This is a genomic window from Litchfieldia alkalitelluris, from assembly GCF_002153425.1.
GTDB lineage: Bacteria > Bacillota > Bacilli > Bacillales > Salisediminibacteriaceae > Evansella > Evansella alkalicola.
In genome coordinates, this window is sequence record NZ_KZ119600.1 from 1,539,025 (window position 1) to 1,561,266 (window position 22,242).

Annotated in this window: 19 protein-coding genes and 1 riboswitch; of the genes, 6 read left to right on the plus strand and 13 right to left on the minus strand. The window is 38.7% G+C overall.

The genetic code is table 11. The features are described 5' to 3' along the window. Positions 1–28: 28 nt before the first annotated feature. The 6 genes from BW724_RS07165 to ilvE form a co-directional block, all read right to left on the minus strand. A complete protein-coding gene (locus BW724_RS07165; protein ID WP_088074575.1) occupies positions 29–1,573 on the minus strand; it encodes a 2-isopropylmalate synthase in 1,545 nt (514 codons plus the stop codon). Beyond that, entirely contained in the window at positions 1,560–2,591 is a 1,032-nt protein-coding gene (ilvC, locus tag BW724_RS07170; RefSeq protein ID WP_088074576.1) for a ketol-acid reductoisomerase, read from the minus strand. The genes BW724_RS07165 and ilvC overlap by 14 nt, the downstream gene beginning before the upstream one ends. A 26-nt stretch (positions 2,592–2,617) precedes the next feature. Continuing rightward, complete coding sequence (gene ilvN / locus BW724_RS07175; protein ID WP_088074577.1) at positions 2,618–3,139, minus strand: acetolactate synthase small subunit; 522 nt, start codon at positions 3,137–3,139, stop codon at positions 2,618–2,620. After that, positions 3,136–4,887: an acetolactate synthase large subunit gene (gene ilvB, locus BW724_RS07180; protein ID WP_417891414.1), complete on the minus strand. Its 1,752-nt coding sequence runs from the start codon at positions 4,885–4,887 to the stop codon at positions 3,136–3,138. The genes ilvN and ilvB overlap by 4 nt, the downstream gene beginning before the upstream one ends. Before the next feature lie 348 nt (positions 4,888–5,235). Next, positions 5,236–6,903, minus strand: coding sequence for a dihydroxy-acid dehydratase (gene ilvD, locus BW724_RS07190; protein WP_088074579.1), 1,668 nt, complete (start codon positions 6,901–6,903; stop codon positions 5,236–5,238). 24 nt (positions 6,904–6,927) lie between these two features. Continuing rightward, the gene (ilvE, locus tag BW724_RS07195; RefSeq protein WP_088074580.1) at positions 6,928–7,830 is read right to left on the minus strand and encodes a branched-chain-amino-acid transaminase; all 903 of its coding nucleotides are present in this window, start codon (positions 7,828–7,830) and stop codon (positions 6,928–6,930) included. Between the two features lie 781 nt (positions 7,831–8,611). On the opposite strand from ilvE, the gene BW724_RS07200 reads away from it, so the two are divergent. The 3 genes from BW724_RS07200 (at position 8,612) to BW724_RS07210 (ending at position 12,294) form a co-directional block, all read left to right on the plus strand. Then, positions 8,612–10,072 (plus strand): SulP family inorganic anion transporter, encoded by a 1,461-nt coding sequence (locus BW724_RS07200; RefSeq protein WP_088074581.1) that lies wholly within the window; start codon positions 8,612–8,614, stop codon positions 10,070–10,072. Positions 10,073–10,098: 26 nt separating this feature from the next. Beyond that, positions 10,099–10,518 (plus strand): universal stress protein, encoded by a 420-nt coding sequence (locus BW724_RS07205; protein ID WP_088074582.1) that lies wholly within the window; start codon positions 10,099–10,101, stop codon positions 10,516–10,518. Between the two features lie 348 nt (positions 10,519–10,866). Beyond that, on the plus strand, positions 10,867–12,294 hold the full coding sequence (locus BW724_RS07210) for a SpoVR family protein (RefSeq protein ID WP_088074583.1): 1,428 nt from the start codon (positions 10,867–10,869) through the stop codon (positions 12,292–12,294). Positions 12,295–12,396: 102 nt separating this feature from the next. Here the strand turns inward: BW724_RS07210 and BW724_RS23205 are convergent, their stop codons facing one another. Next, positions 12,397–12,531 carry a sporulation protein YjcZ gene (locus tag BW724_RS23205; protein WP_140354934.1) on the minus strand — a complete coding sequence of 45 codons (135 nt, stop codon included), beginning with the start codon at positions 12,529–12,531 and terminating at the stop codon, positions 12,397–12,399. A gap of 273 nt (positions 12,532–12,804) precedes the next feature. Next, positions 12,805–12,968: riboswitch (M-box (ykoK) riboswitch) on the plus strand. Positions 12,969–13,279: 311 nt separating this feature from the next. On the opposite strand from BW724_RS23205, the gene mgtE reads away from it, so the two are divergent. Continuing rightward, positions 13,280–14,641, plus strand: coding sequence for a magnesium transporter (gene mgtE, locus BW724_RS07215; RefSeq protein ID WP_088074584.1), 1,362 nt, complete (start codon positions 13,280–13,282; stop codon positions 14,639–14,641). A gap of 90 nt (positions 14,642–14,731) precedes the next feature. Here the strand turns inward: mgtE and trhA are convergent, their stop codons facing one another. Beyond that, positions 14,732–15,367: a PAQR family membrane homeostasis protein TrhA gene (trhA, locus tag BW724_RS07220; RefSeq protein WP_088074585.1), complete on the minus strand. Its 636-nt coding sequence runs from the start codon at positions 15,365–15,367 to the stop codon at positions 14,732–14,734. Between the two features lie 255 nt (positions 15,368–15,622). Here trhA and BW724_RS07225 point away from each other — a divergent pair, with 255 nt between their 5' ends. Beyond that, positions 15,623–16,549, plus strand: coding sequence for a manganese-dependent inorganic pyrophosphatase (locus BW724_RS07225; RefSeq protein WP_088074586.1), 927 nt, complete (start codon positions 15,623–15,625; stop codon positions 16,547–16,549). An 18-nt stretch (positions 16,550–16,567) separates the two neighbouring features. On the opposite strand, the gene BW724_RS07230 is transcribed toward BW724_RS07225, so the two are convergent. Next, entirely contained in the window at positions 16,568–16,777 is a 210-nt protein-coding gene (locus BW724_RS07230; RefSeq protein ID WP_088074587.1) for a hypothetical protein, read from the minus strand. Positions 16,778–17,011: 234 nt separating this feature from the next. Continuing rightward, positions 17,012–18,610, minus strand: a complete 1,599-nt coding sequence (gene katX, locus BW724_RS07235; protein ID WP_088074588.1) for a catalase KatX — start codon at positions 18,608–18,610, stop codon at positions 17,012–17,014. A 376-nt stretch (positions 18,611–18,986) separates the two neighbouring features. Between katX and pfkA the strand changes: the two genes are divergently transcribed. Then, positions 18,987–19,955: a 6-phosphofructokinase gene (pfkA, locus tag BW724_RS07240; protein ID WP_088074589.1), complete on the plus strand. Its 969-nt coding sequence runs from the start codon at positions 18,987–18,989 to the stop codon at positions 19,953–19,955. A 90-nt stretch (positions 19,956–20,045) separates the two neighbouring features. Here the strand turns inward: pfkA and BW724_RS07245 are convergent, their stop codons facing one another. From BW724_RS07245 to BW724_RS07255, 3 genes are read right to left on the minus strand one after another with little or no spacing between them, the layout of a single operon-like run. After that, positions 20,046–20,744 (minus strand): P-II family nitrogen regulator, encoded by a 699-nt coding sequence (locus BW724_RS07245; RefSeq protein ID WP_088074590.1) that lies wholly within the window; start codon positions 20,742–20,744, stop codon positions 20,046–20,048. Further along, entirely contained in the window at positions 20,719–21,471 is a 753-nt protein-coding gene (locus tag BW724_RS07250) for a DUF1538 domain-containing protein (protein ID WP_088074591.1), read from the minus strand. The genes BW724_RS07245 and BW724_RS07250 overlap by 26 nt, the downstream gene beginning before the upstream one ends. After that, positions 21,468–22,163: a DUF1538 domain-containing protein gene (locus BW724_RS07255; protein ID WP_088074592.1), complete on the minus strand. Its 696-nt coding sequence runs from the start codon at positions 22,161–22,163 to the stop codon at positions 21,468–21,470. Before BW724_RS07255 ends, BW724_RS07250 begins: the two co-directional genes overlap by 4 nt. Between the last annotated feature and the right edge of the window lie 79 nt (positions 22,164–22,242).

A 22,242-nucleotide genomic window follows, 5' to 3' on the forward strand; every position in this document is an offset into this window, starting at 1 on the left:
TGAGACCTCCTTGTAATTTAAAAAACTATTAGATTGGAGCAGACTCCATCTCAAGACTTCTATTATTATAAAAAACACGATTAACCGCATTTAAAAATGCTTTTGCCGACGCTTCAAGCACGTCTTGTGCCGAACCACGACCACTAACTTCGACATCATTGACTGTCATTTTTACATGAACTTGTGCCAATGCGTCTCTTCCTTGGCCTACAGAATTTAGTTTGAAATCTGTTAAATGAATTTTTTCCTCTACTAATGCTTCTAATGTGTTATAGATGGCCTCTACACTTCCTTTTCCAGTACATGCTGTTTCGGCACGATTCCCTTCAGGAGTTGTTAAGGCAACGGTTGCTGTTGGGAGGTTGGAAGTTCCATATTGTACTTGAAAAGCGATTAGTTCATATTTCTTAATATCAGACATATCCGTTTGGATGTCCGTTAAGATTGTAAATAGGTCCTCATCAGTCACTTCTTTTTTACTATCTGTTAATAGCTTAAAAGCTTTAAAAGCTTCTAATATTTTTTCATCAGATAAGTGATAGCCAAGGTGTTCAACCTTTTCTTTAAATGCGTGACGACCAGAGTGCTTACCAAGGACGAGGTTATTAGAGTTTACACCAACTAGTTCTGGGGTAATGATTTCGTAAGTAGAAGCATTTTTTAGGACACCATCTTGATGGATACCAGATTCATGGGCGAAGGCGTTGCGGCCGACGACTGCTTTGTTTCCTGGTACAACCATTCCTGAAAGCTTGCTCACTAGGTCACTTGTCCGCTTAATCTCATTTAATACGAGATTCGTAGTGTACGGGTATTTATCATGTCTAATATTTAATGCCACTGCGATCTCTTCAAGTGCAGCGTTACCTGCACGTTCACCAATGCCGTTAATGGTTCCTTCTACTTGAGTAGCACCATTTTCAATAGCTGCAATGGAGTTGGCAACCGCCATTCCTAAGTCGTCGTGACAGTGTGCAGATAGTAATACTTTATCAATATTTCGAACATTTTCTTTTACATATCGGAAGAGAGCACCGTATTCCTCTGGTGTCGTATAGCCAACTGTATCTGGAAGGTTAATTACTGTTGCACCAGCATCAATGACTTTCTCAATTATTTTTACTAGAAATTCTTTATCAGAACGGGAAGCATCCTCTGCTGACCATTCCACCTGAGGAAATTTCTCACGGGCATAACTAACCATGTTTACAGCTGTTTGTAGGACTTCTTCAGGAGTTTTCTTCAGCTTATAAGTCATATGAATAGGTGAAGTTGCTAGGAAAATATGCAATCTAGGCTCCGCAGCATCTTTCAGGGCATCCCAAGCTATATCAATATCAGATTTCGTAGCTCTTGCCAAACCAGTTACAGATGAATTCTTTATCGTTCGGGCGATATTTCTTACACCTTCAAAATCTCCTTGGGAGGAGGCAGGGAATCCCGCCTCCATCACATCTACACCGAATCGCTCTAGTTGTTTGGCAATTTCAAGCTTTTCCAACTGATTAAGGTTGACCCCTGGAGACTGCTCACCATCTCTGAGTGTTGTATCAAAGATGTTAATTTGAGGCATTAGATACCACTTCCTTTTTAGGCTTTGCCTGTTTTTTTACGAACGGCATTAATTCACGAAGCTCTCGACCTACCTTTTCAATTTGATGATTGTTTTCATTTTGGTTAATTGCATTAAATTGTGGACGGTTCGCTTGGTTTTCAAGAATCCATTCTTTCGCAAACTTACCTGTTTGGATGTCCGTAAGAACATCTTTCATGCGAGCTTTTGTATCTTCATTTACAACACGTGGACCTGATACGAAGTCACCCCATTGAGCTGTGTCAGAGATGGAGTAACGCATTCCTTCTAATCCACCTTCATACATTAAGTCGACGATTAGTTTCAACTCGTGTAAACATTCGAAGTAGGCAACTTCTGGTTGATAACCAGCTTCCGTTAATGTTTCGAAACCTGCTTTTACAAGACTAGTTAATCCACCACAAAGGACTGCCTGCTCTCCGAATAGATCTGTTTCAGTTTCTTCTTGGAATGATGTTTCAAGAATTCCTGCACGACCTGCTCCAACACCTTTTGCATAAGCTAAGGCTAAAGCTGTTGCTTCACCAGTGTAGTCTTGATAAATACCGTATAGTGCAGGAACACCAGCGCCTTCTTCAAATGTACGGCGAACAAGATGTCCTGGGCCTTTTGGTGCTACTAGGAATACGTCTACTTCTTCTGGTGGAACGATTTGGCTAAAGTGAATGTTAAACCCATGGGCAAATGCTAGTGCATTTCCAGGCTGTAAATTAGGTTTAATGCTTTCTTCATAAACTGTTGGTTGAAGCTCATCTGGAAGAAGTACCATAACTACATCTGCTTGAGCCGTTGCTTCTGCAACTGTAACTACATTCACGCCATCTTCCACTGCTTTATCCCAAGACTTCCCTGGTCTTAAACCAACTACAACATCAAAACCACTTTCTTTTAAGTTAAGTGCGTGGGCGTGACCTTGAGAACCATATCCGATAATTGCGATTTTTTTAGCTTTTAAAACCTCTTCGTTAACGTTGTTATTGTAAAGTACTTTTGTCATTTGGAAACTTCCTCTCTTTTTTTAAATTATTTTAGTAATGAATAAGAATTTATTTCAGTAACAGAAGGCTGATGGCCTCTTAAGAAGGCTGTTACCCCTGTTCTAGAAAGCTCTTTAATTCCATAAGGGCGCAGTAGATCAATTAAAGCCTCGATTTTTTCTGGCTTACCAGTCACTTGAACTGTGAGGCTGTCTTTACTTATATCGATGATGGTTGCGCGAAATGGTTCTATAATTCCTTGAATCTCTTGTCTTAGTTGACCGCTGCTAACTACTTTAATTAGGGCGAGTTCTCTAGCTACGATTGCTTTATCTGTAATATCAGAAACTTTGATAACATCAATTTGTTTATTTAACTGCTTCGTCAGCTGTTCAAGTTTGGCGTTATCTTCAACCTCTACAACGAGGGTCATTTTTGATATGCCTTCAGATTCTGTGTGTCCTACGGAAATACTTTCAATATTAAATTGACGCTTTTGAAGCAAGCCTGTAACGCGATTCAACACACCACTTCGATTTTGAACAACTGCAGTAATTATTCGCTTCATGGTTTCACCCCTATCATTTCATGAATCCCTTTTCCTGGGGCAATCATTGGATATACGTTTTCTTGTTGTAGTACGCGACAATCCATTACTACGGGACCGTCGTACTCAAAAACTTCTGGTAATACCTTTAAAAGATCTTCTTGATTATCAACTTTATAGCCTCGAATACTATAACTTTCAGCTAGTTTTACAAAATCAGGCTGAACATCTAATAATGACTCTGAGTAGCGACCTTCATAAAAGGTTTCTTGCCATTGTCTAACCATTCCTAGTGCACCGTTATTTACGATGATGACCTTTACTGGCAGTCTTCTTTCTTGTAAAACTGACAGCTCTTGAAGCGTCATTTGAAAACCACCATCTCCAACGACTGCTACAACAGTTTCGTCAGGTGCAGCAAGCTGTGCCCCAATGGCTGCTGGGAAACCAAATCCCATCGTTCCAAGTCCTCCAGAAGTGATCCAACGATTTGGCTTTGCAAACGTGTAGTATTGTGCGGCCCACATTTGGTGTTGCCCAACATCGGTAGAAATAATTGCTTCTCCATTCGTCACTTGATGAAGCTCCTTCATTAGCCATTGTGGCAGAAGGGCTGATTTTGAATCATTGTGCCAAAGAGGGTAGTTAGCTTTACTATCTTGTAAGTGTTCCAACCATTCGTCATGATCACCTGCATCTGTAACAGCAACAATGAGCTGATCGATGGCGGCGTATGAATCAGACACGATTGGAATTTGTGTTGGTACATTTTTTCCAATTTCAGCAGGGTCAATGTCTATATGTGATACAACTGCATTTGGTGCAAAGTGTGCCAAGTTACCAGTTAATCGATCATCGAATCTAGCACCAATATTAATTAATAGGTCACAATCATACATGGCCATATTTGCTGTAAATGTTCCATGCATGCCAGCCATTCCAAGGGAAAGGGGATTTGATGCAGGGAAAGTGCCAAGACCAAGTAACGTTGTGGTAACTGGGATTTGTGTTTTTTCAGCGAATTCAGTTAATTTATCAGACGCCTTTCCATGTAGTACACCAGCACCGGATAAAATTAATGGTCTCTTTGCCTTAGAGATTGCATCTGCTAATTTCCTTATTTGTAGTGGATTTGGCTTCATTGTTGGGTGATATCCAGGCAGATGGAAATCACTGTCATATGAACCTTTACAAGGAGATGCTGAAATATCCTTTGGTATATCCACCACTACTGGTCCTGGTCTTCCAGTTGAAGCGATATGGAATGCTTCCCTTACTATACGTGGTAAATCGCTAATATCTTGAACTTGATAATTTTGTTTTGTGATTGGCGTTGTAATACCAATAACATCAGCTTCCTGAAAAGCGTCTGTTCCAATGACACCACGTGCTACTTGACCTGTAAAAACGACGAGTGGTAAGGAGTCCATCATGGCGTCTGCTATACCTGTAATTAAGTTAGTTGCTCCTGGACCAGATGTGGCAATGACTACACCTGGCTTTCCTAAAACTCTTGCGTATCCTTCTGCAGCGTGAATAGCTCCTTGCTCATGTCTTGTTAAAATATGTTGGAATGAGTCCCTAGCCTTAAACAATGCATCGTAAATAGGTAAAACGGCCCCTCCTGGGTAACCAAAAATAGTATCTACGTCTTCTGCAATCAGTGATTCCACAAGCAGGTCAGCACCTGTTTTTTGCTCTTCCTTACTGTTCGGTTCTTTCCCAGTCTGCACCTTACTGTCAAATACCGGCTTTGCTTCAACTTTCACTTTTTAATCCCTCCTGTTCATTAAAAAAAGGCCAACTTCTTCCCAAATAAACTGCACTTTTGCAGAATAAACGGGGAGAAAAGACCTTAGCTTTTCACGGTACCACCCGGATTCACAGCATCCTCACGAATACTGCCTCTCGGAGCTCCCCATTGGTGGGGTGTTGCTCCTTTTTGGTAACAGGTATAAGATACCTGGCTAAGCCTACTGGGATATCCGTTCAGCTTAACACTCAGGGATGATGTCAGAATAAGATGTATTTCCGGGCTTCCAGCAACCCCGGCTCTCTGTGAATACATGGACTTATTCCTTTTTTCCCGTCATCGATTTATATATTTATTGTTATTGTTAAAACTTCATTACGCCGCCTGTATTTGCGGATGTTACTAATTTTGCATACTTTGCTAAATAACCAGTTTTAATTTTAGGTTCAGGTTTCTTCCATTCAGATTTCCTAGCTTCTAATTCTTCATGACTAACTTCAAGTTCAATTGATCTGTTTTCCAAATCAATTGCTATCTTATCACCATTCTTAACATAGGCGATTGGGCCACCTTCAGCAGCCTCTGGCGAAATGTGTCCAATGGATATACCACGACTTGCACCTGAGAATCGACCATCTGTAATTAAGGCAACATCTTTATCTAAGCCGCGTCCGGCAATGGCAGAGGTAGGGGCCAACATTTCTGGCATTCCTGGACCACCTTTAGGACCTTCGTATCGAATGACAACGACGTGACCTGCTTTTACAGTTCCATTATTGATTCCTGCCTGTGCATCATCTTGAGATTCAAAGACGATAGCTTCTCCGTGGAACGTCTTGATAGAAGAATCAACAGCACCTACTTTGATTACACCACCATCTGGAGCAAGGTTTCCGTGGAGGATAGAAAGACCTCCGACAGGGCTGTATGGATTCTCTTTTGTACGAATAACTTTGTCATCAATTATTTCAGCATCTTTCACATTTTCATAAATTGTTTTTCCCGTGACGGTGATGCGTTCTTTATGAATAAGGCCTTCCACCTGACACAACTCATTTATGATGGCACTCACGCCGCCAGCTTTATGAACATCATGCATCGAAAAATCAGATGCTGGACTAATCTTCGATAAATAAGGGACTTTCTCTGCAATTCGGTTAATATCATGTAAGTCGTAGTCAATTCCTGCTTCATGGGCTAAAGCTAAGGTATGAAGAACTGTATTGGTTGAACCACCCATTGCCATATCTAAAGCAAAAGCATTGTCAAAGGTTTCCTTTGTCAAAATGTCACGAGGCTTAACATCGTTTTTAACTAAATCCATTAGATGATTTGCTGCTTCTTTAATTAATCTGTGTCGCTCATCAGATGTCGCTACAATTGTTCCGTTTCCTGGAACTGTCAATCCGAGCATTTCCATTAATGAATTCATGGAGTTTGCTGTGAACATCCCTGAACATGAACCACATGTAGGACATGCGAGAGATTCTAATTCGATTAATTCTTCCTCTGTCATACCACCTTGATGATAAGATCCAACACCTTCGAATACTGAAACGAGGGAGAGGTTTTTACCTTCCTTTGAAAGGCCAGCTTCCATCGGACCCCCTGATACAAAGACAGAAGGGACGTTCGTTCTAGCTGCTGCCATTAACATTCCAGGAGTGATTTTGTCACAGTTTGGAATGTAAAACACACCGTCAAACCAATGGGCGTTTATAACTGTTTCTGCACTATCTGCGATGATTTCCCGACTAGGAAGGGAGTATCTCATCCCGATGTGGCCCATTGCAATCCCGTCGTCTACACCGATCGTGTTGAATTCAAATGGAATTCCACCTGCTTCACGAATAGCTTCTTTCACTACTTCAGCGAATTTGTTTAAATGCATGTGACCTGGAATAATATCGATATAGGAGTTACAGACTCCTATGAATGGTTTATTTATATCGTCTCCTTTTACTCCTGTTGCGTGTAATAGACTCCGATGTGGTGCACGGTCTATTCCTTTTTTGATCATATTGCTGCGCATATTGGTGCCTCCTTATTAATTACCTTAAACCACTGCACTGTTGGATTCTGGATAGCAGGGAACGCCGTCTGTAGTGACGACTCTCCTAAATTCCTTTAATAGATGATTCGTAATTTCTCCAGGCTTTCCATCTGCTATTTTCCTACCATCTACATCAATAACAGCTATAACTTCGACGGCAGTTCCAGTTAGGAAAACTTCATCTGCTACGTAAACATCGTGTCTAGTAAAAGGTGTTTCTTTCAATCCGTAACCAACTTCATTTGCTAGTTCAATAATTGTATTACGCGTTATTCCTTCTAAAGCTCCTAAGTATACAGGAGGAGTATAGATGACTTTATTTTTTACAATGAAAATGTTGTCTGCTGAACCTTCTGTCACATAGCCTTGGTCGTTAAGCATAAGGGCTTCATCAACACCAGATAAGTTCGCTTCCATTTTCACTAGAATATTGTTTAAATAATTGAGTGATTTTACTTGTGGACTTAATACATCAGGTCGATTCCTTCTACTAGCAACGGAGGCAACCCTTAAGCCTTGTTCATAGAGTTCCTTAGGAAAAAGCGCAAGTTGTTCCGCAATAATAATTACCTGCGGATTTGAGCAACTTCTTGGATCTAAACCTAAATTTCCAGTTCCTCTGGAAACTACGACTCGAATATAGGCACTTTCTAAGCTGTTTTTTCGGACAGTATCCACAATAATCTGTTGCATTTCCTCCTTTTCATATGGAATTGTCAACATGATCGATTGTGCTGAATCATAAAGTCTATTAAGATGTTCATCAAGCTTAAAGATATTGCCACTGTATACACGAATACCTTCGAACACCCCGTCACCATATAACAAGCCATGATCATAAACGGAAACGACGGCATCTTCTTTCTTAACAAATTTGTCGCCTAAGAAAATCCATTGACTGCTCATACTTACACTCCTTTCTCCAATTATTAAACGCTGTAAAGTAATAAAGTTAAATGTTATAAGAATAACCTTTTCCAAACGACGATTTTCCCTCGACTGATAAGGTTATTTTTTACTGATAAATATTACTTTGCGAATGTGTTGGAATTGTTTGAAAAATTATTATATTGTCGCCAATAATACCGCCATTTTTGAATTAGGTCAACAGTTATATGGCAAATTTTCTGACATTTTATGATTAGAAAGTCACAAGCAAACGCTTACACCGTTGATAGTAAAGGGAATTGGGTTTTTGAGCATTTTAATTGTAAATTTTTTTAAAGCGTTTTCACGATAGATGTCTTTTCTGTGTGGAAAGATGTTTTTATATTTAGTATTTGGGTTATGATTTTCGCCTTGAATTTATAGCAGTGTTTTAGCTGGGTTGTCTTATAAATCCAACTTTTTACAAAGGTGGGAACATCTTTTTATTATTTATTAATCGTTTTATACGTTTTTTACCTATTAGATGCTTATAAAGGTATATATTTTTAATAGGTAGAAACTAGCCATATAACATTAACAAAAAAGGGGAGCAAAAAGAATCTTAAGAAGGATAGAATGTGGAGTGAGGTAGTAAATGTTAGGGAAATGGAGTATTTACTAGTTATAGTTATATGATTATCGCTTACATGAGATTTTAAATTATATGAAGAAAGTGTTAAACTCATAAAGTTCTTGCCGCCGAGTTGTCTATGGGACAACTCAAAAATTATATATAAAAAATAAAGAAAGAGGTGCAACAGTGAGTTTAACACAAAAATGGAAAACAGAATGGTTTGGTAATATCCGAGGGGATATATTAGCAGGGGTCGTAGTTGCATTAGCATTAATTCCTGAAGCAATTGCATTTTCAATTATTGCGGGAGTAGACCCAATGGTAGGCTTATATGCTTCCTTTTGTATTTGTGTTGTCATCGCATTTATTGGGGGAAGGCCTGGAATGATCTCAGCTGCAACTGGGGCTATGGCATTGCTTATGATCACTTTAGTTGCTGATCATGGTCTAGAATATCTACTTGCTGCTACTATTTTAACAGGGGTCATACAATTATTATTTGGTATTTTTAAGTTGGCAAGCTTTATGAAATTTATTCCTCGCTCTGTAATGATCGGATTTGTAAATGCTTTGGCAATACTAATTTTTACCGCTCAATTACAGCATTTTGTAGGGGAAACATGGATAATGTATTCTTTAGTAGCATTAACGTTGGCAATTATTTATATTTTACCTCGATTTACAAAGGCTGTGCCTTCCACGCTTGTGGCAATCATTGTGGTAACAGCAATAGCGGTCATCATGAATGCAGGTGTTCGTACAGTGGGAGATATGGGGAATTTGACGCAAACATTACCAATTTTTGCACTTCCAAACATCCCGTTAACTTTTGAAACGTTGATGATTATTTTGCCATATTCTTTAGCTTTAGCAATCGTTGGATTATTGGAGTCCCTCTTAACTGCTTCGATTGTAGATGATATGACGGATACAGAAAGTGACAAGAATAAAGAAAGTCGTGGTCAAGGAATTGCGAATATGATTACTGGATGTTTTGGTGGTATGGCAGGGTGCGCCATGATTGGACAATCTGTTATTAATGTTAAATCAGGTGGTAGAGGACGCCTTTCCACTTTAGTGGCTGGGATGTTCCTTATGGTCCTGATTGTATTACTAGGGAATGTAGTTGTTCAAATTCCGATGGCTGCTTTAGCAGGTGTGATGATTATGGTTTCTATAGGCACATTTGACTGGAGTTCATTAAGGAACATTCACAAAGTACCAAGATCAGATGCTACTGTAATGGTAGTAACGGTAGGTACGGTTGTCTATACTCATGATTTGTCTAAAGGTGTATTAGCGGGTGTTGTCTTAAGTGCAATCTTCTTTGCTATTAAAATATCAAAAGTAAAAGTAGAATCAGTGCTAGAATCCAAGTCTTCAAAAATATATTATGTAAAGGGTCAGTTGTTCTTTGCCTCTGTAACAGATTTTGTTGCCTCATTTGACTTCAATGATAACGTAGAACAGGTTATAATTGATGTATCTGGAGCACATTTGTGGGATGATTCTGCTGTTGGAGCGATGGATAAAGTCCAATGGAAGTTCGAACAAAAGGGAATCATTGTGAAAGTTCGCGGCTTAGATAAAGAAAGTTCACATCTTATGGATAAAATAGGTGGATTATCAAAAGCCTCAGGACATTAAGATGTGTAAAAAAATGGGGGAACTCTATGTTTAAAAATTTATTGTTGGCAACGGATGGTTCTGAGCACTCTCTTCGGGCTGCTGAAAGAGCGATTGATCTAGCAAATCTTACTGAAGGGGCTAGTATTGAGCTTGTATATGTTGTAGATGGTAGTATGTCTAAATCTGATGTATTGCAATATGGCGATTCAGACTCAGCCTCAAAGAAACGAGAGGAGATCCTTTCTGTTTTTAAGGATAAAATAGAAGGAGCAGGTATACCGGTAAAGGTTAGCATACTTCACGGGAATCCTGCAGAAACTATTATTAACTACACTAATAGAAATGATTTTGACTGTCTTGTTGTAGGAAGTAGAGGCCGAAGCAAAGTGCAAACAATGATTTTGGGAAGTGTAAGTCATAAAGTGATGAAGCATGTAAATATCCCCGTATTAATGGTGAAATAAGTGAATAGTTTATAATATGAAGAGTCTGTCCTGTACTTAGTAAAAAGGGCGGTCTCTTCTTTTTTGTGGCCGATGACCAAGGCGCTTTCGCTTTTCAGTGTAGAGATTAGAATATAAGTAGTTTCTTCGAAACTATGTCTAGCTCCAGCGCCTATCGGCCCAAGAAACTTCCCTCACCTCGTCTACGATAAGTCAACATCAACTCACTCCGTTCGTTGTGTTTCCTTTATCTCACTCGGCTCAGTCCAGTTTTTGCGACCGATGACCAAGGCGCTTACGCTTTTCTTATCATCATCTACCAACATGTTTCATAAACTGATTCTAACTAAAGATATGGAGGGGGATGGGATGACAGCTGAATCAAAAGAGCTTGTGAAGGCCATTGAAGAGATAACAGAGATAGGGGAAAGCTTTGGATTAGATTTTTATCCCATGAGATATGAGATTTGTCCTGCTGATATTATTTATACGTTTGGTGCATACGGAATGCCAACTCGGTTTTCCCACTGGAGTTTTGGAAAACAATTTCATAAGATGAAGCTTCAATATGATTTAGGTTTGAGTAAAATATATGAGCTTGTCATCAATTCTAACCCATGTTATGCATTTCTATTAGACTCCAATTCTCTCATACAAAATAAGCTGATTATAGCCCATGTATTAGCCCACTGTGATTTTTTCAAAAATAATGCCCGTTTTTCGAATACGAGGCGTGATATGGTTGAGAGCATGACAGCTACTGCTGAACGTATTTCCCATTATGAAATGGTTCACGGTAGACAAGAGGTTGAAGAGTTTCTAGACGCGGTCCTTGCTATTCAGGAGCACATTGATCCAAGTCTAGTTCGTCCGAAGCTGAGTTGGACGATTGAAGATGCTTGGGAAGAGATAGATGAAGAGGAGACAAAGGAAACGCCATACGACGATTTATGGTCATTAGACGAAGACCAAGGCGAAGATAAAAAGAATAAAAATCATAAAAGAAAGAAGAAAAAGCTCCCACCACATCCAGAGAAGGATATATTATTGTTCATTGAAGAATATAGCAGAGAATTGGAGGACTGGCAGCGAGATATTTTAACAATGATGCGAGAGGAAATGCTTTATTTTTGGCCACAGCTAGAAACAAAAATAATGAATGAGGGGTGGGCATCTTACTGGCACCAAAGAATCCTAAGGGAGATGGATTTAACTTCTGAGGAGACTGTTGAATTTGCTAAGCTAAATGCAGGTGTCGTACAGCCTTCCCAAACACAGATTAACCCGTATTACGTCGGTTTGAAAATATTTGAGGATATTGAGAAGCGATATAACAATCCAACGAAAGAAATGCGTGAGTTACAAGGAGTGAAGCCTAACAGTGGAAGAGAGAAGATTTTCGAGGTTCGTGAAATAGAGTCTGATATCTCTTTTATTAGGAATTATTTAACGAAGGATCTTGTCATGAGTGAGGATATGTACTTGTTCCAGAAAAAAGGTCGGGAATATAAAGTGGTGGATAAGGAATGGGAGAATGTCCGAGATCAATTGATTAGTAGCCGTGTGAATGGTGGGTTCCCTTATCTTGTTGTGACTGATGGAGACCATTTAAAGAATGGAGAATTATATATTACCCATGAATATGAAGGTATAGAGCTTGATACAACTTATTTGGAAAAAACGCTACCGTATCTTTTTAAGCTGTGGGGGAGACCTGTCCACTTGGAAACGGTTTTAACTGAGCGGAAAATGGTTTTCACGTATGATGGAAGAAAGACTCACAAAAAGTATATATAAATTCATATTGGCGAAAAATACGAAATCTAAAAAATAGAAAGTAGGTCACTGATAAAGGACCTACTTTCTATTTTTATTTAACAAACAATGAAAGTTCATCGATTAGTAAGCTCTAACTACTACAGCTCCAATAATTACTAACAGCACGAAGATTACAATAATGAAAGGGAATCCTGCTGCTGCTGTTGTTGTAGCTGGTGCTGTTTGTGCTTGAGTTTCTGGCTTTACGTGACTCATGAAATATCAGCTCCTTTATTTGTAGCTTCGATGTTATCTTATGCAAGGGCTATTGGTTGGTATGGATATTCGTTTATTTTTTTGAATAAATACAGAATTAGTCTAATGCCTAGTCATGTATAAATGGTTGGAAAAAATAAGTAATGAATCTTAGAATCTGGTTTTATCCTTCTGTAATGGGGGTATGGTTTAAATAGCAAGTTAATTAAGTAATATGTATATTGACAACAGTATAGTAGTCTAGTAATCTTTAAAACGGAAATATAATACTAGACATAACTTCGTTAGGTGAGGCTCCTGTGCTGGAGATACGCTGCTGCCCAAAAATGTCCAAAGACGCCAATGGGTCAACAGAAACTATCGACATAAGGTAGTTTTTAATGTAGCTGGATAATCCTATGCCGCACAGTGCTAAAGCTCAACGAATGGAGGAAAATGTTATGGATAAAAATAGTTTATCTGTATATTATTTGCTGTGTACAGATAGCGTGTTTATGCATATTACCATCCACCTTCATTCTTGAGGGTGGATTTTTTTGTTCATTGTGTCTCTCTTAAGAACGACAAGGATTGAAAGGTCATAGCCTAATAGGGGTGAATCAATGTGAAATTGGGGGTGGTGTGTAATGGATAGTTGTCCGGATCCAGATTCGAGAAACAAAGGTACAAACAATTGTAGAAGAGGATCTGTACGCACCCTCCATTTAAGGATTGGTTGGACAGATTCCTCATAAAGGAGGAAAACACCATGGTTAGACTTAATAACAAAAATCGCGAGCAATATGCTGCACACATTGTTACAGTATTAAGGAATGAAGAACTAGAAAGCTTTCGTGAAGCATTTCTTGATTTGCATCCAGTAGATCGTGTGGAGATTTTTGAAACATTAGATAAGGAGTTAAGAAATAGCGTTTATCATTTTTTAGACCCTGTAGAATTTGCAGAAATATTCCAGGCGATGGAAGTGGAAGAACAAAAGAAGATTATTTTAGAATTGAATGAAGCTTACTCATCTGAAATGTTTAATAGTATGTATGCAGATGATGTTGCTGACTTTTTGACGGAAGTTAAAGGTGCAAACGCAGCTAATATCTTAACTTCCATGAATAAAGTGGAAGCTGCAGAGGTAAAAGAGCTCCTCTCTTATGACCCTGAGACTGCAGGGGCAATCATGACGAAAGAGTTTATTAGCATAGGGTCGACAGATTACGCTTCTAGTGTCATAGAACTCTTAAGGAATGAAGGACCAGATGCGGAAACGATTTATTATTTATATGTAGTCGATGAAGAGGATAAATTGGCAGGTGTTGTGTCCTTAAGAGACTTAATTATTGCTCCTCCAACTGAGTTGGTTAGAAATATTATGAGTACGAGAGTGGTGTCTGTTTTAGCCTCAACTGACCAAGAAGAAGTAGCTAAATTAATAAAAAAATACGACTTTTTAGCAGCGCCAGTTGTGACGGAAGAAGGTAAATTAGTAGGAATCGTTACGGTTGACGACGTCATAGACGTTTTTGAAGAAGAAGCGACGGAGGATTTCGGGGAGTTTACAGCTGCTAAGGGAGCAACTGATGTGAATATTAGTTCTTTTGGAGCGGCAAAGAAGCGTTCTCCATGGATTATATTGCTCATGTTTTTCGGTCTTATTACTGCAGGAGTTATAGGGAATTTTGAAGATACTTTGGAAGAGATTGTTCTCCTCGCCGTATTTATCCCTTTAATAATGGATTCAGCTGGTAACACAGGGACTCAATCCCTTGCTGTCATGGTACGCTCTCTCGCTACTGGCTCCTTTGAGCGAAAAGGGCTCCTTCATACGGTGAAGCGGGAGTTCGGTACAGGTATTATGCTTGGACTGTTTTGTGCAGTTACATTAATGGCTATTATTCCTATTATTTATGGAAGCTATGTTATTGCTATGGTTGTTGGAGCCTCCTTATTTATAACATTGAGTTTAGCGACCATCGTAGGAGCTGTCGTTCCTGTTATCATCAATAAGCTTAAGCTAGATCCAGCAATTGCATCTGGACCATTTATAACAACAGTAAATGATATTATGGGACTATTAATTTACTTTTCTATTGCAACTGCATTTCTTGATGTTATTTAAAAATGACTACCATGAAAATACAAACCATGTGTTGGTGATCGTATTGAAAAGAAGTGACGTCAGAGGGCGCCACTTCTTTTTATAAATAAATTATAGTAGTTGCAATACAGCGAAGAAGTGAGTTACTGTGCCACCTAATACAAACAGATGCCAAAGGGCGTGATGGAATTTAAATCCTCGCCAAACATAAAAAATAGCGCCAAGTGTATAGAGGAGTCCGCCAACAATAAGTAGGGTAATACCTGTTGAGGATAGGTTCGCTCTAATTGCTCCCCAGGCAAAAACGATCATCCAGCCCATAACAACGTATAACACAGTTGATGTAAATAAGAATTTTTTCACAAAAAAGCACTTAAAAATGGTGCCTGCAATTGCTAATCCCCAAACGATGCCAAACAATGTCCAGCCAAGTGCACCAGGCACTGCGAGGAATAGAAATGGTGTGTACGTTCCTGCAATGAAAAAGTAAATAGACGAGTGGTCTAATATTTCAAACACGTCCTTTGCTTTTCCCTCAGGGAGAGCATGAACAAACGTAGAGGAAGTATATAATATTACCATTGTAGCTCCGAAAATAGTGAAGCTGACCACATGCCAGGCTGTACCGTATAAAGCAGAGAGAACAATAAGAATTACTAAAGCCGCTATACTTAGTAATGCACCAATTCCATGGGTAATAGAATTTGCTATTTCTTCTCCCTTTGAAAAAATATGTGTGTTGGCCAAAATGGATCATTCCTTTTTCAATAAGTGGTAATTCTTATATTACCATATTTTTGCGAATGAATGCAGAAGATTGCTGTCGGTGTACTTATCGATCAAACTGGCGTAATCAATGTTTAATGCCGCGCAATTACTGCAAAATTGATAACGAGAGAGCGATATGAAACGTCAATATAGTAAATTATTTCACAAAGATGTGTAAAAAAAGTTGAATTGCCTCGTCTGAAATGATAGAACATAATGGAAGGGGTGAAATTAATGGGAAAGATACTTATATTCGGACATAAAAATCCAGACACAGATTCCATTTGCTCTGCCATTGCATATGCAGAGTTAAAAACAAAGCTTGGTGTTAATGTAGAACCAGTAAGACTAGGTGAAATTAACGGTGAAACGCAATATGCCTTAGATTACTTTAAGGTGGATGCTCCAAGACAAGTAAGTACTGTTGCAAACGAAACATCTAAAGTCATTTTAGTAGACCACAATGAAAGACAACAAAGTGTGGATGACATTAGTGATGTTCGCATCATGGAAGTGATTGATCATCACCGCATCTCCAACTTTGAAACGAATGATCCTTTATATTACCGTGCGGAGCCAGTTGGTTGTACGGCAACAATACTTAACAAGCTTTATAAAGAAAATGGTGTGAGTATATCGAAACCTACTGCTGGACTCATGTTGTCTGCAATTATTTCAGACTCTCTGTTATTTAAGTCTCCAACATTCACTGATGAAGATTTAGCAGCAGCGAAGGAATTAGCAGAAATTGCTGGAGTAAACAGTGAAGAGTACGGGCTTGAAATGTTAAAAGCAGGTGCAGATATTAGTGATAAAACAGTAGAAGAACTCCTTTCCCTTGATGCTAAAGAGTTTGATATGGAAGGGAAAAAAGTAGAAGTAGCTCAAGTTAATGCAGTTGATGTAGAGGAAGTTTTCGCTAGGAAAAGTGATCTTGAGTCTGCTATCACAAAAGTAGTTAACGAGAAGGGTCTAGATTTATTCCTGTTCGTTGCAACGGATATTTTAAACAACGATTCTAAGGTCATAGCAATTGGTGATGCAACCACAGCAGTGGAGAAAGCATTCAATGTAACCCTACAAGACAATACTGCACTTCTTAGTGGAGTTGTTTCTCGTAAAAAGCAAATTGTACCTCCATTAACAGAAAGCTTTAAATAATTTAAAGGAATCAGACATTTAATTGTCTGATTCCTTTTTTATTTCACTTGTTTCTGTTGAATTGGCTCTTTCTACGTACTGTTCATACTCTTTCGTTTCTTCCTCGGCTTTTTGATTCGCTTTTTTAAGTCGGTTAACTACAATAAAGGCACCGAGAAATACAAATATCATCATAATATATCCATAGGCCATATTGGTTCCTGACTCTGGGAACGTAAATATATCCACAATAAAACACGCCTTTCGTTGGTCCAGTGCTTAATTAACTAACACTATTATATCAATCCATAGATGTTTTTCAATTAAACAGGTTTGAGTGATGTAGGAAATAAAAGAACTGTCAAAGGTAGAATATTTAGAGAAAAAGAAAAGGAGTTGTCTCAAAAGCTTTTGTTAACTTTTGAGACAGCTCCTTCTGTTAGTAAATTTAATGCTACTGCTAAATTTGAAGTCGCTCTTTCTTTAATAAGGATCAGATGGGTGACTCACATCTTCGGCTTGATGAACTGCCCTTTCTGTATCTGTTGCACCTATTGGTCCACGGTGTGTCGTATTTTCGTCTACCTGTGCATTTTTTAAGCCTTCTTCTACTCTTTTACCATATTCAGGATCAGCCTTTGTGAAGTTTTCAATCATTTGATCTTGTATTTCTTTACGACATGATTTCAAGGTATCAACTAAATTCGAAATGAGTTCGTCACGTTCAAAGTCTGAGAATCTTCGATACGTTTCACCAGCTTGCTTAAAATTGTTAGTGCGATCGATTTGTTCACGCTTTAATTCGCCCTCAACGTATGGAGTGTGGTCTTTTCCTTCCTGTATGGCTTCCTTCAGGCCACCGATAATGGACGGCTCGTAGTTTACGTGTGGATTTTGCCCTTTTCCATGATCTACCTGATATTCCATCTGCCCAGCTTGTTGATTTGTCGCCACATTTTTTTTAGGTGAGTTGATCGGAAGCTTCAAATAATTTGAACCTACGCGGTAACGCTGTGTATCAGAATAAGAGAATGTACGGCCTTGCAATAATTTGTCATCGGAAAAATCAAGTCCATCTACAAGCACACCAGTTCCAAAAGCAGCTTGCTCTACTTCTGCAAAATAGTTCTCCGGGTTCTTATTCAGTACCATCTTTCCAACAGGATGCCATGGAATGTCGTCCTTATACCATAGCTTCGTTGGATCTAAAGGATCATAATCCAATTCGGGATGGTCCCCGTCGCTAATGATCTGTACAAATAACTCCCACTCAGGGTAGTTTCCATCTTCAATAGCTTCATATAAATCTTGTGTAGCATGATTGAAGTTCTTAGCTTGAATTTCCTCTGCTTCCTGCTGTGTTAAGTTACGAATTCCTTGCTTTGGTTCCCAATGATATTTTACAAGAAAGCCTTCTCCGTCCTTATTCACCCACTTGTATGTATTTACTCCAGATCCTTGCATCATACGGTAATTAGCAGGAATCCCCCAAGGTGAGAACAGAAATGTAACCATATGTGTTGTTTCTGGTGATTGGGAGCAAAAATCAAAAATTCTTTCCCCATCTTGTAAATTCGTTACTGGATCTGGTTTAAATGCATGAACTAGGTCAGGGAATTTTAATGGATCACGGATAAAAAAGATTTTTAAATTGTTACCGACTAGATCCCAGTTTCCATCTTCTGTATAAAACTTAACAGCAAAGCCCCTAGGGTCCCGTAAAGTTTCTGGTGAGTGTCCACCATGTACAACCGATGAGAAGCGAACGAATACAGGGGTCTGTTTCCCTTTTTCCTGGAATAACTTCGCCCTTGTATATTTAGAAATTGGTTCATTCCCTAACGTCCCATAAGCCTCAAAATAACCGTGTGCACCAGCACCACGAGCATGCACGACTCGTTCTGGTATTCTCTCGCGGTCAAAATGACTAATCTTCTCTAAAAAATCATAGTTTTCTAATGTCGTGGGACCTCGATTACCAACAGTTCTGACATTTTGGTTGTCCGTTACAGGGTGTCCTTGTCTGTTCGTCAGCGTATCCTCTGACTGATTTTGATTTTTGTTTTCATCTTTCATATTCATGCCACATCCTTCTTTCAAAATATCTCACTGGAAATATTTTGTGTAAAAAGGAATTTATTATGTAATTATTTTTCGATAGAAACAATTTCACAGATCCTCGAATAGGAAGTTCAATTACATTTGTGTTTATTCACGGTAGCCAATAAAAAAGTTTTATAATATGAGTAAATGATATTAAATAAAATAATGCTTGAACTATTCTATTATTTTTTGATATTGTTTAGAGATGAACATACATACAAATCGATATCTTTGAAAAAAATGAAAGTAGAGTAAAACTTTGTATTTGGGGATATCATTATAATTCTCCAACGATCTAAAAAGATCAAATTGAATAGATATTGATTTAAATATCATATAGGAATGGGGTAACATAATGAAAAAAATAGGTGTATTAACAAGTGGAGGAGACGCTCCAGGAATGAATCCAGCCGTTAGGGCAGTGGTTAAGAAAGCAATTTATGAAGGACTTGAAGTATACGGTATTTATCGAGGATATGAAGGATTAATGGAAGGAGCTGTTAAAAAGCTCGAGTTAAAGGATGTTGGTGATATTATTCATCGTGGTGGTACTATCCTTCAATCTGCAAGAAGTGATAAGTTTAAAACAGAAGAAGGTCAGTTACAAGGAATCGACGTTCTTATACAGCATGGAATCGAAGGTGTGGTAGTAATAGGTGGAGATGGTTCTTACCGTGGAGCACAGAAGCTTCATCAAAAAGGAATTGCCACAATTGGACTTCCTGGAACGATTGATAACGATATTAATGGTACTGATTATACAATTGGATTTAGTACTGCAGTAAACACAGTTACGGAAGCAGTAGACCGCATACGTGATACAGCGACCTCCCATGAATATACATTTGTAATTGAAGTGATGGGTCGAGATGCAGGAGATATTGCTGCATGGGCTGGACTTGCTACAGGAGCAGAGAGTATTTTTATCCCTGAAAGGGGTTCATCAAAGGAAGAAATGTTAGAACGTCTAACGAAAGGCTTTCAGCGAGGCAAAAAACATAGTATCGTTATCGTGGCAGAGGGTGTAGGTACTGGGAATGAGTTTGCAGACTACATTAGGGAAAACAGCCACTATCAACCAAGGGTAACAGTGTTAGGGTATGTTCAGCGTGGAGGTACTCCAGTTCCTTTTGACAGAATACTAGGAACACGCCTTGGAACGCATGCAGTAGAGCTTTTGATGAAGGGTGAATCAGGGAAAGCTTTAGGAATGCAAAAAAATGAAATTTCTGTACATGATTTTGATTATGTATTTAGTGATGATTCAAAAGACTCAAATATCGTAACGAAGTTAGCAGACATTTCAACTGAGTTGTCATTATAAAACATTGTATTAATCTAATATCATCAAAAAGAGGGAGTTACCAAGACTGGTAGCTCCCTTTTTGTGCTATTGTTGAAATGAAATCAAGTATTAATCATTTAAGTTAATACTGTGGTTAATACCGATGGTTTCTTCTACTGGTAAAACAAAGGCAATTCCTTTGCCAGGTTTATTCAGCTGTGCATCTTCTTCGATCTGCTTTATAACCGCAGTAACCTTTTTTGTAGGAACAAGGGTTAAGACAACATCCTTTTCAGGTTCTATCATCATGGAAAATAGCTTTGCTTTTTCATGAATCCCTGTACCACGTCCCGTAAGAATTGTACCTCCTTCTGCACCAGCTTTCTTTGATGCATCTACTATTTTTCCAGCATCACCTTTATTTACAATGCTTACGATTAATTCAAAGCTAATATGACTGTCTGTCATTTTATCTAATGCCTCCTCGTCTAAAGACATGTTCTGTTTATTGTGTACGATTCCTGTGACACCCTTTACATCTATAACAAACCCAATACCTTGCCCAGGCTTTTTTAAATTACCAGCCTCTATTATTCGTTCTAAAACCGTATCCAAGCTATCCTCAGGAAGCAGGGTCATGATGATTTCCTTTTCATGAATCATATCAATACCAAAGAAGGTTTCCTTCTCATGTATACCAATGCCAGAACCGAGTAATACAGTACCCCCTTCAGCACCAGCTTCCTTAGAAGCCATCACAACTTTATTTGCTTTTCCTTTTTTAACAACAGTAAAGATTAATTTATGATTCAGATTTAGACTTCTCATATCCCTCTTGCTCCTTTTTCTGATAGAGTAATCCCAGTACGAGTACTGATAAAATTGGGGTTAAGGCTACTAAGGATATCATTCCGAATCCATCGATTAATGGATCTCGCCCTTCAGTCACGTTTGCCACACCAACGGCAATTGCCATAATAAAGGTAACCGTCATAGGCCCAGTTGCCACACCACCTGAGTCGAAGGCAATGGACACAAATCTTCTTTCTGAAAAACGGATAAGGATAAGAGCTAATATATATCCTGGTACAATAATAGTCCATAATGGGATACCTAAAAGTATCCGTAGCATGGAAAGGGCAATAGAAATAGCTACCCCGATGGATAATGTTAAAAGCAGTACTTTTCCTTGAATGGAACCTGCAGTTACTTTTTCCACTTCATGATTCATAATTCGTATTGCAGGTTCAGCAAAGGTTGCAACAAAACCAAATACAAATCCCAATAACGGGAGAAGTATCCACGCATTATTATCTGCTCCTAATGTTTCACCAATAGCTTGTCCTGCTGGGAAAAATCCAATTTCGACTCCTTGTAAAAACAAGGACAGTCCAATAAATGTAAGGAATATCCCAATTATGACCTTCTTAATTTTTTTCCATTCAAGCTTGAGAAAGAAAAACTGGAAAACAAAGAAAAAGATGATTAAAGGAATTACTGCCATGGCCACTTCCATTAGTACATGGTCAAAGTTTTCAAATAAAATTGATATCATCCATAAATCACCCCTAAAATCATCACCGCAAGGATAGGTCCGATAGAGGCTAAGGCAACGAGACCAAACCCATCATTGGCAGATGAAGAGTTTTTACGTAGTACAGAAGCAACGCCTACCCCTAGAGCTAAAATAAATGGTACTGTCATTGGTCCTGTCGTTACACCACCAGCATCAAAGGAGATAGGGATAAACTGGGAGGGTGTAAATATAGCTAATGTAAACACGAGAGCATAACCACCAACTAATAAATAGGTAAGTGGGATATTGAAGATCGTACGAGCCATGGCAAGGGCAACAAAAATTGCTACGCCAATGGCAACGGTGAATATCAGAATATTATTGGAGATAATTCCTCCAGATACCTCGTCCACTTGAAAGGCTAAAACCCTTACGTCTGGTTCTGCTAAAGTAACAACGAGCCCTAAAATAAATCCAACTGCAATAATAAGCCATGGCTTTCTTGTTTTTGGAAGGGTGGATCCGATCATTTCCCCAATTGGAAGTAACCCAATATGTACACCTACAAGGAAGAGGAACAGCCCAATGCCAACAAACAGCACTCCAGCTAAAAATCGTAGGAATATTTCTGTAGGCAAACCAATTAAGGTGAATTGCAAGATGATGATGACAATGGTCATGGGAAGTATTGCCATTGTTACTTCTTTGAATTGATCAACGATGTTTCGCAATTTAACTCTCCCTCCTTATCATTTTTTCTATCATATCATTTTGATAAAGAATATTCCTAATAGTTTGTACAAATGATGA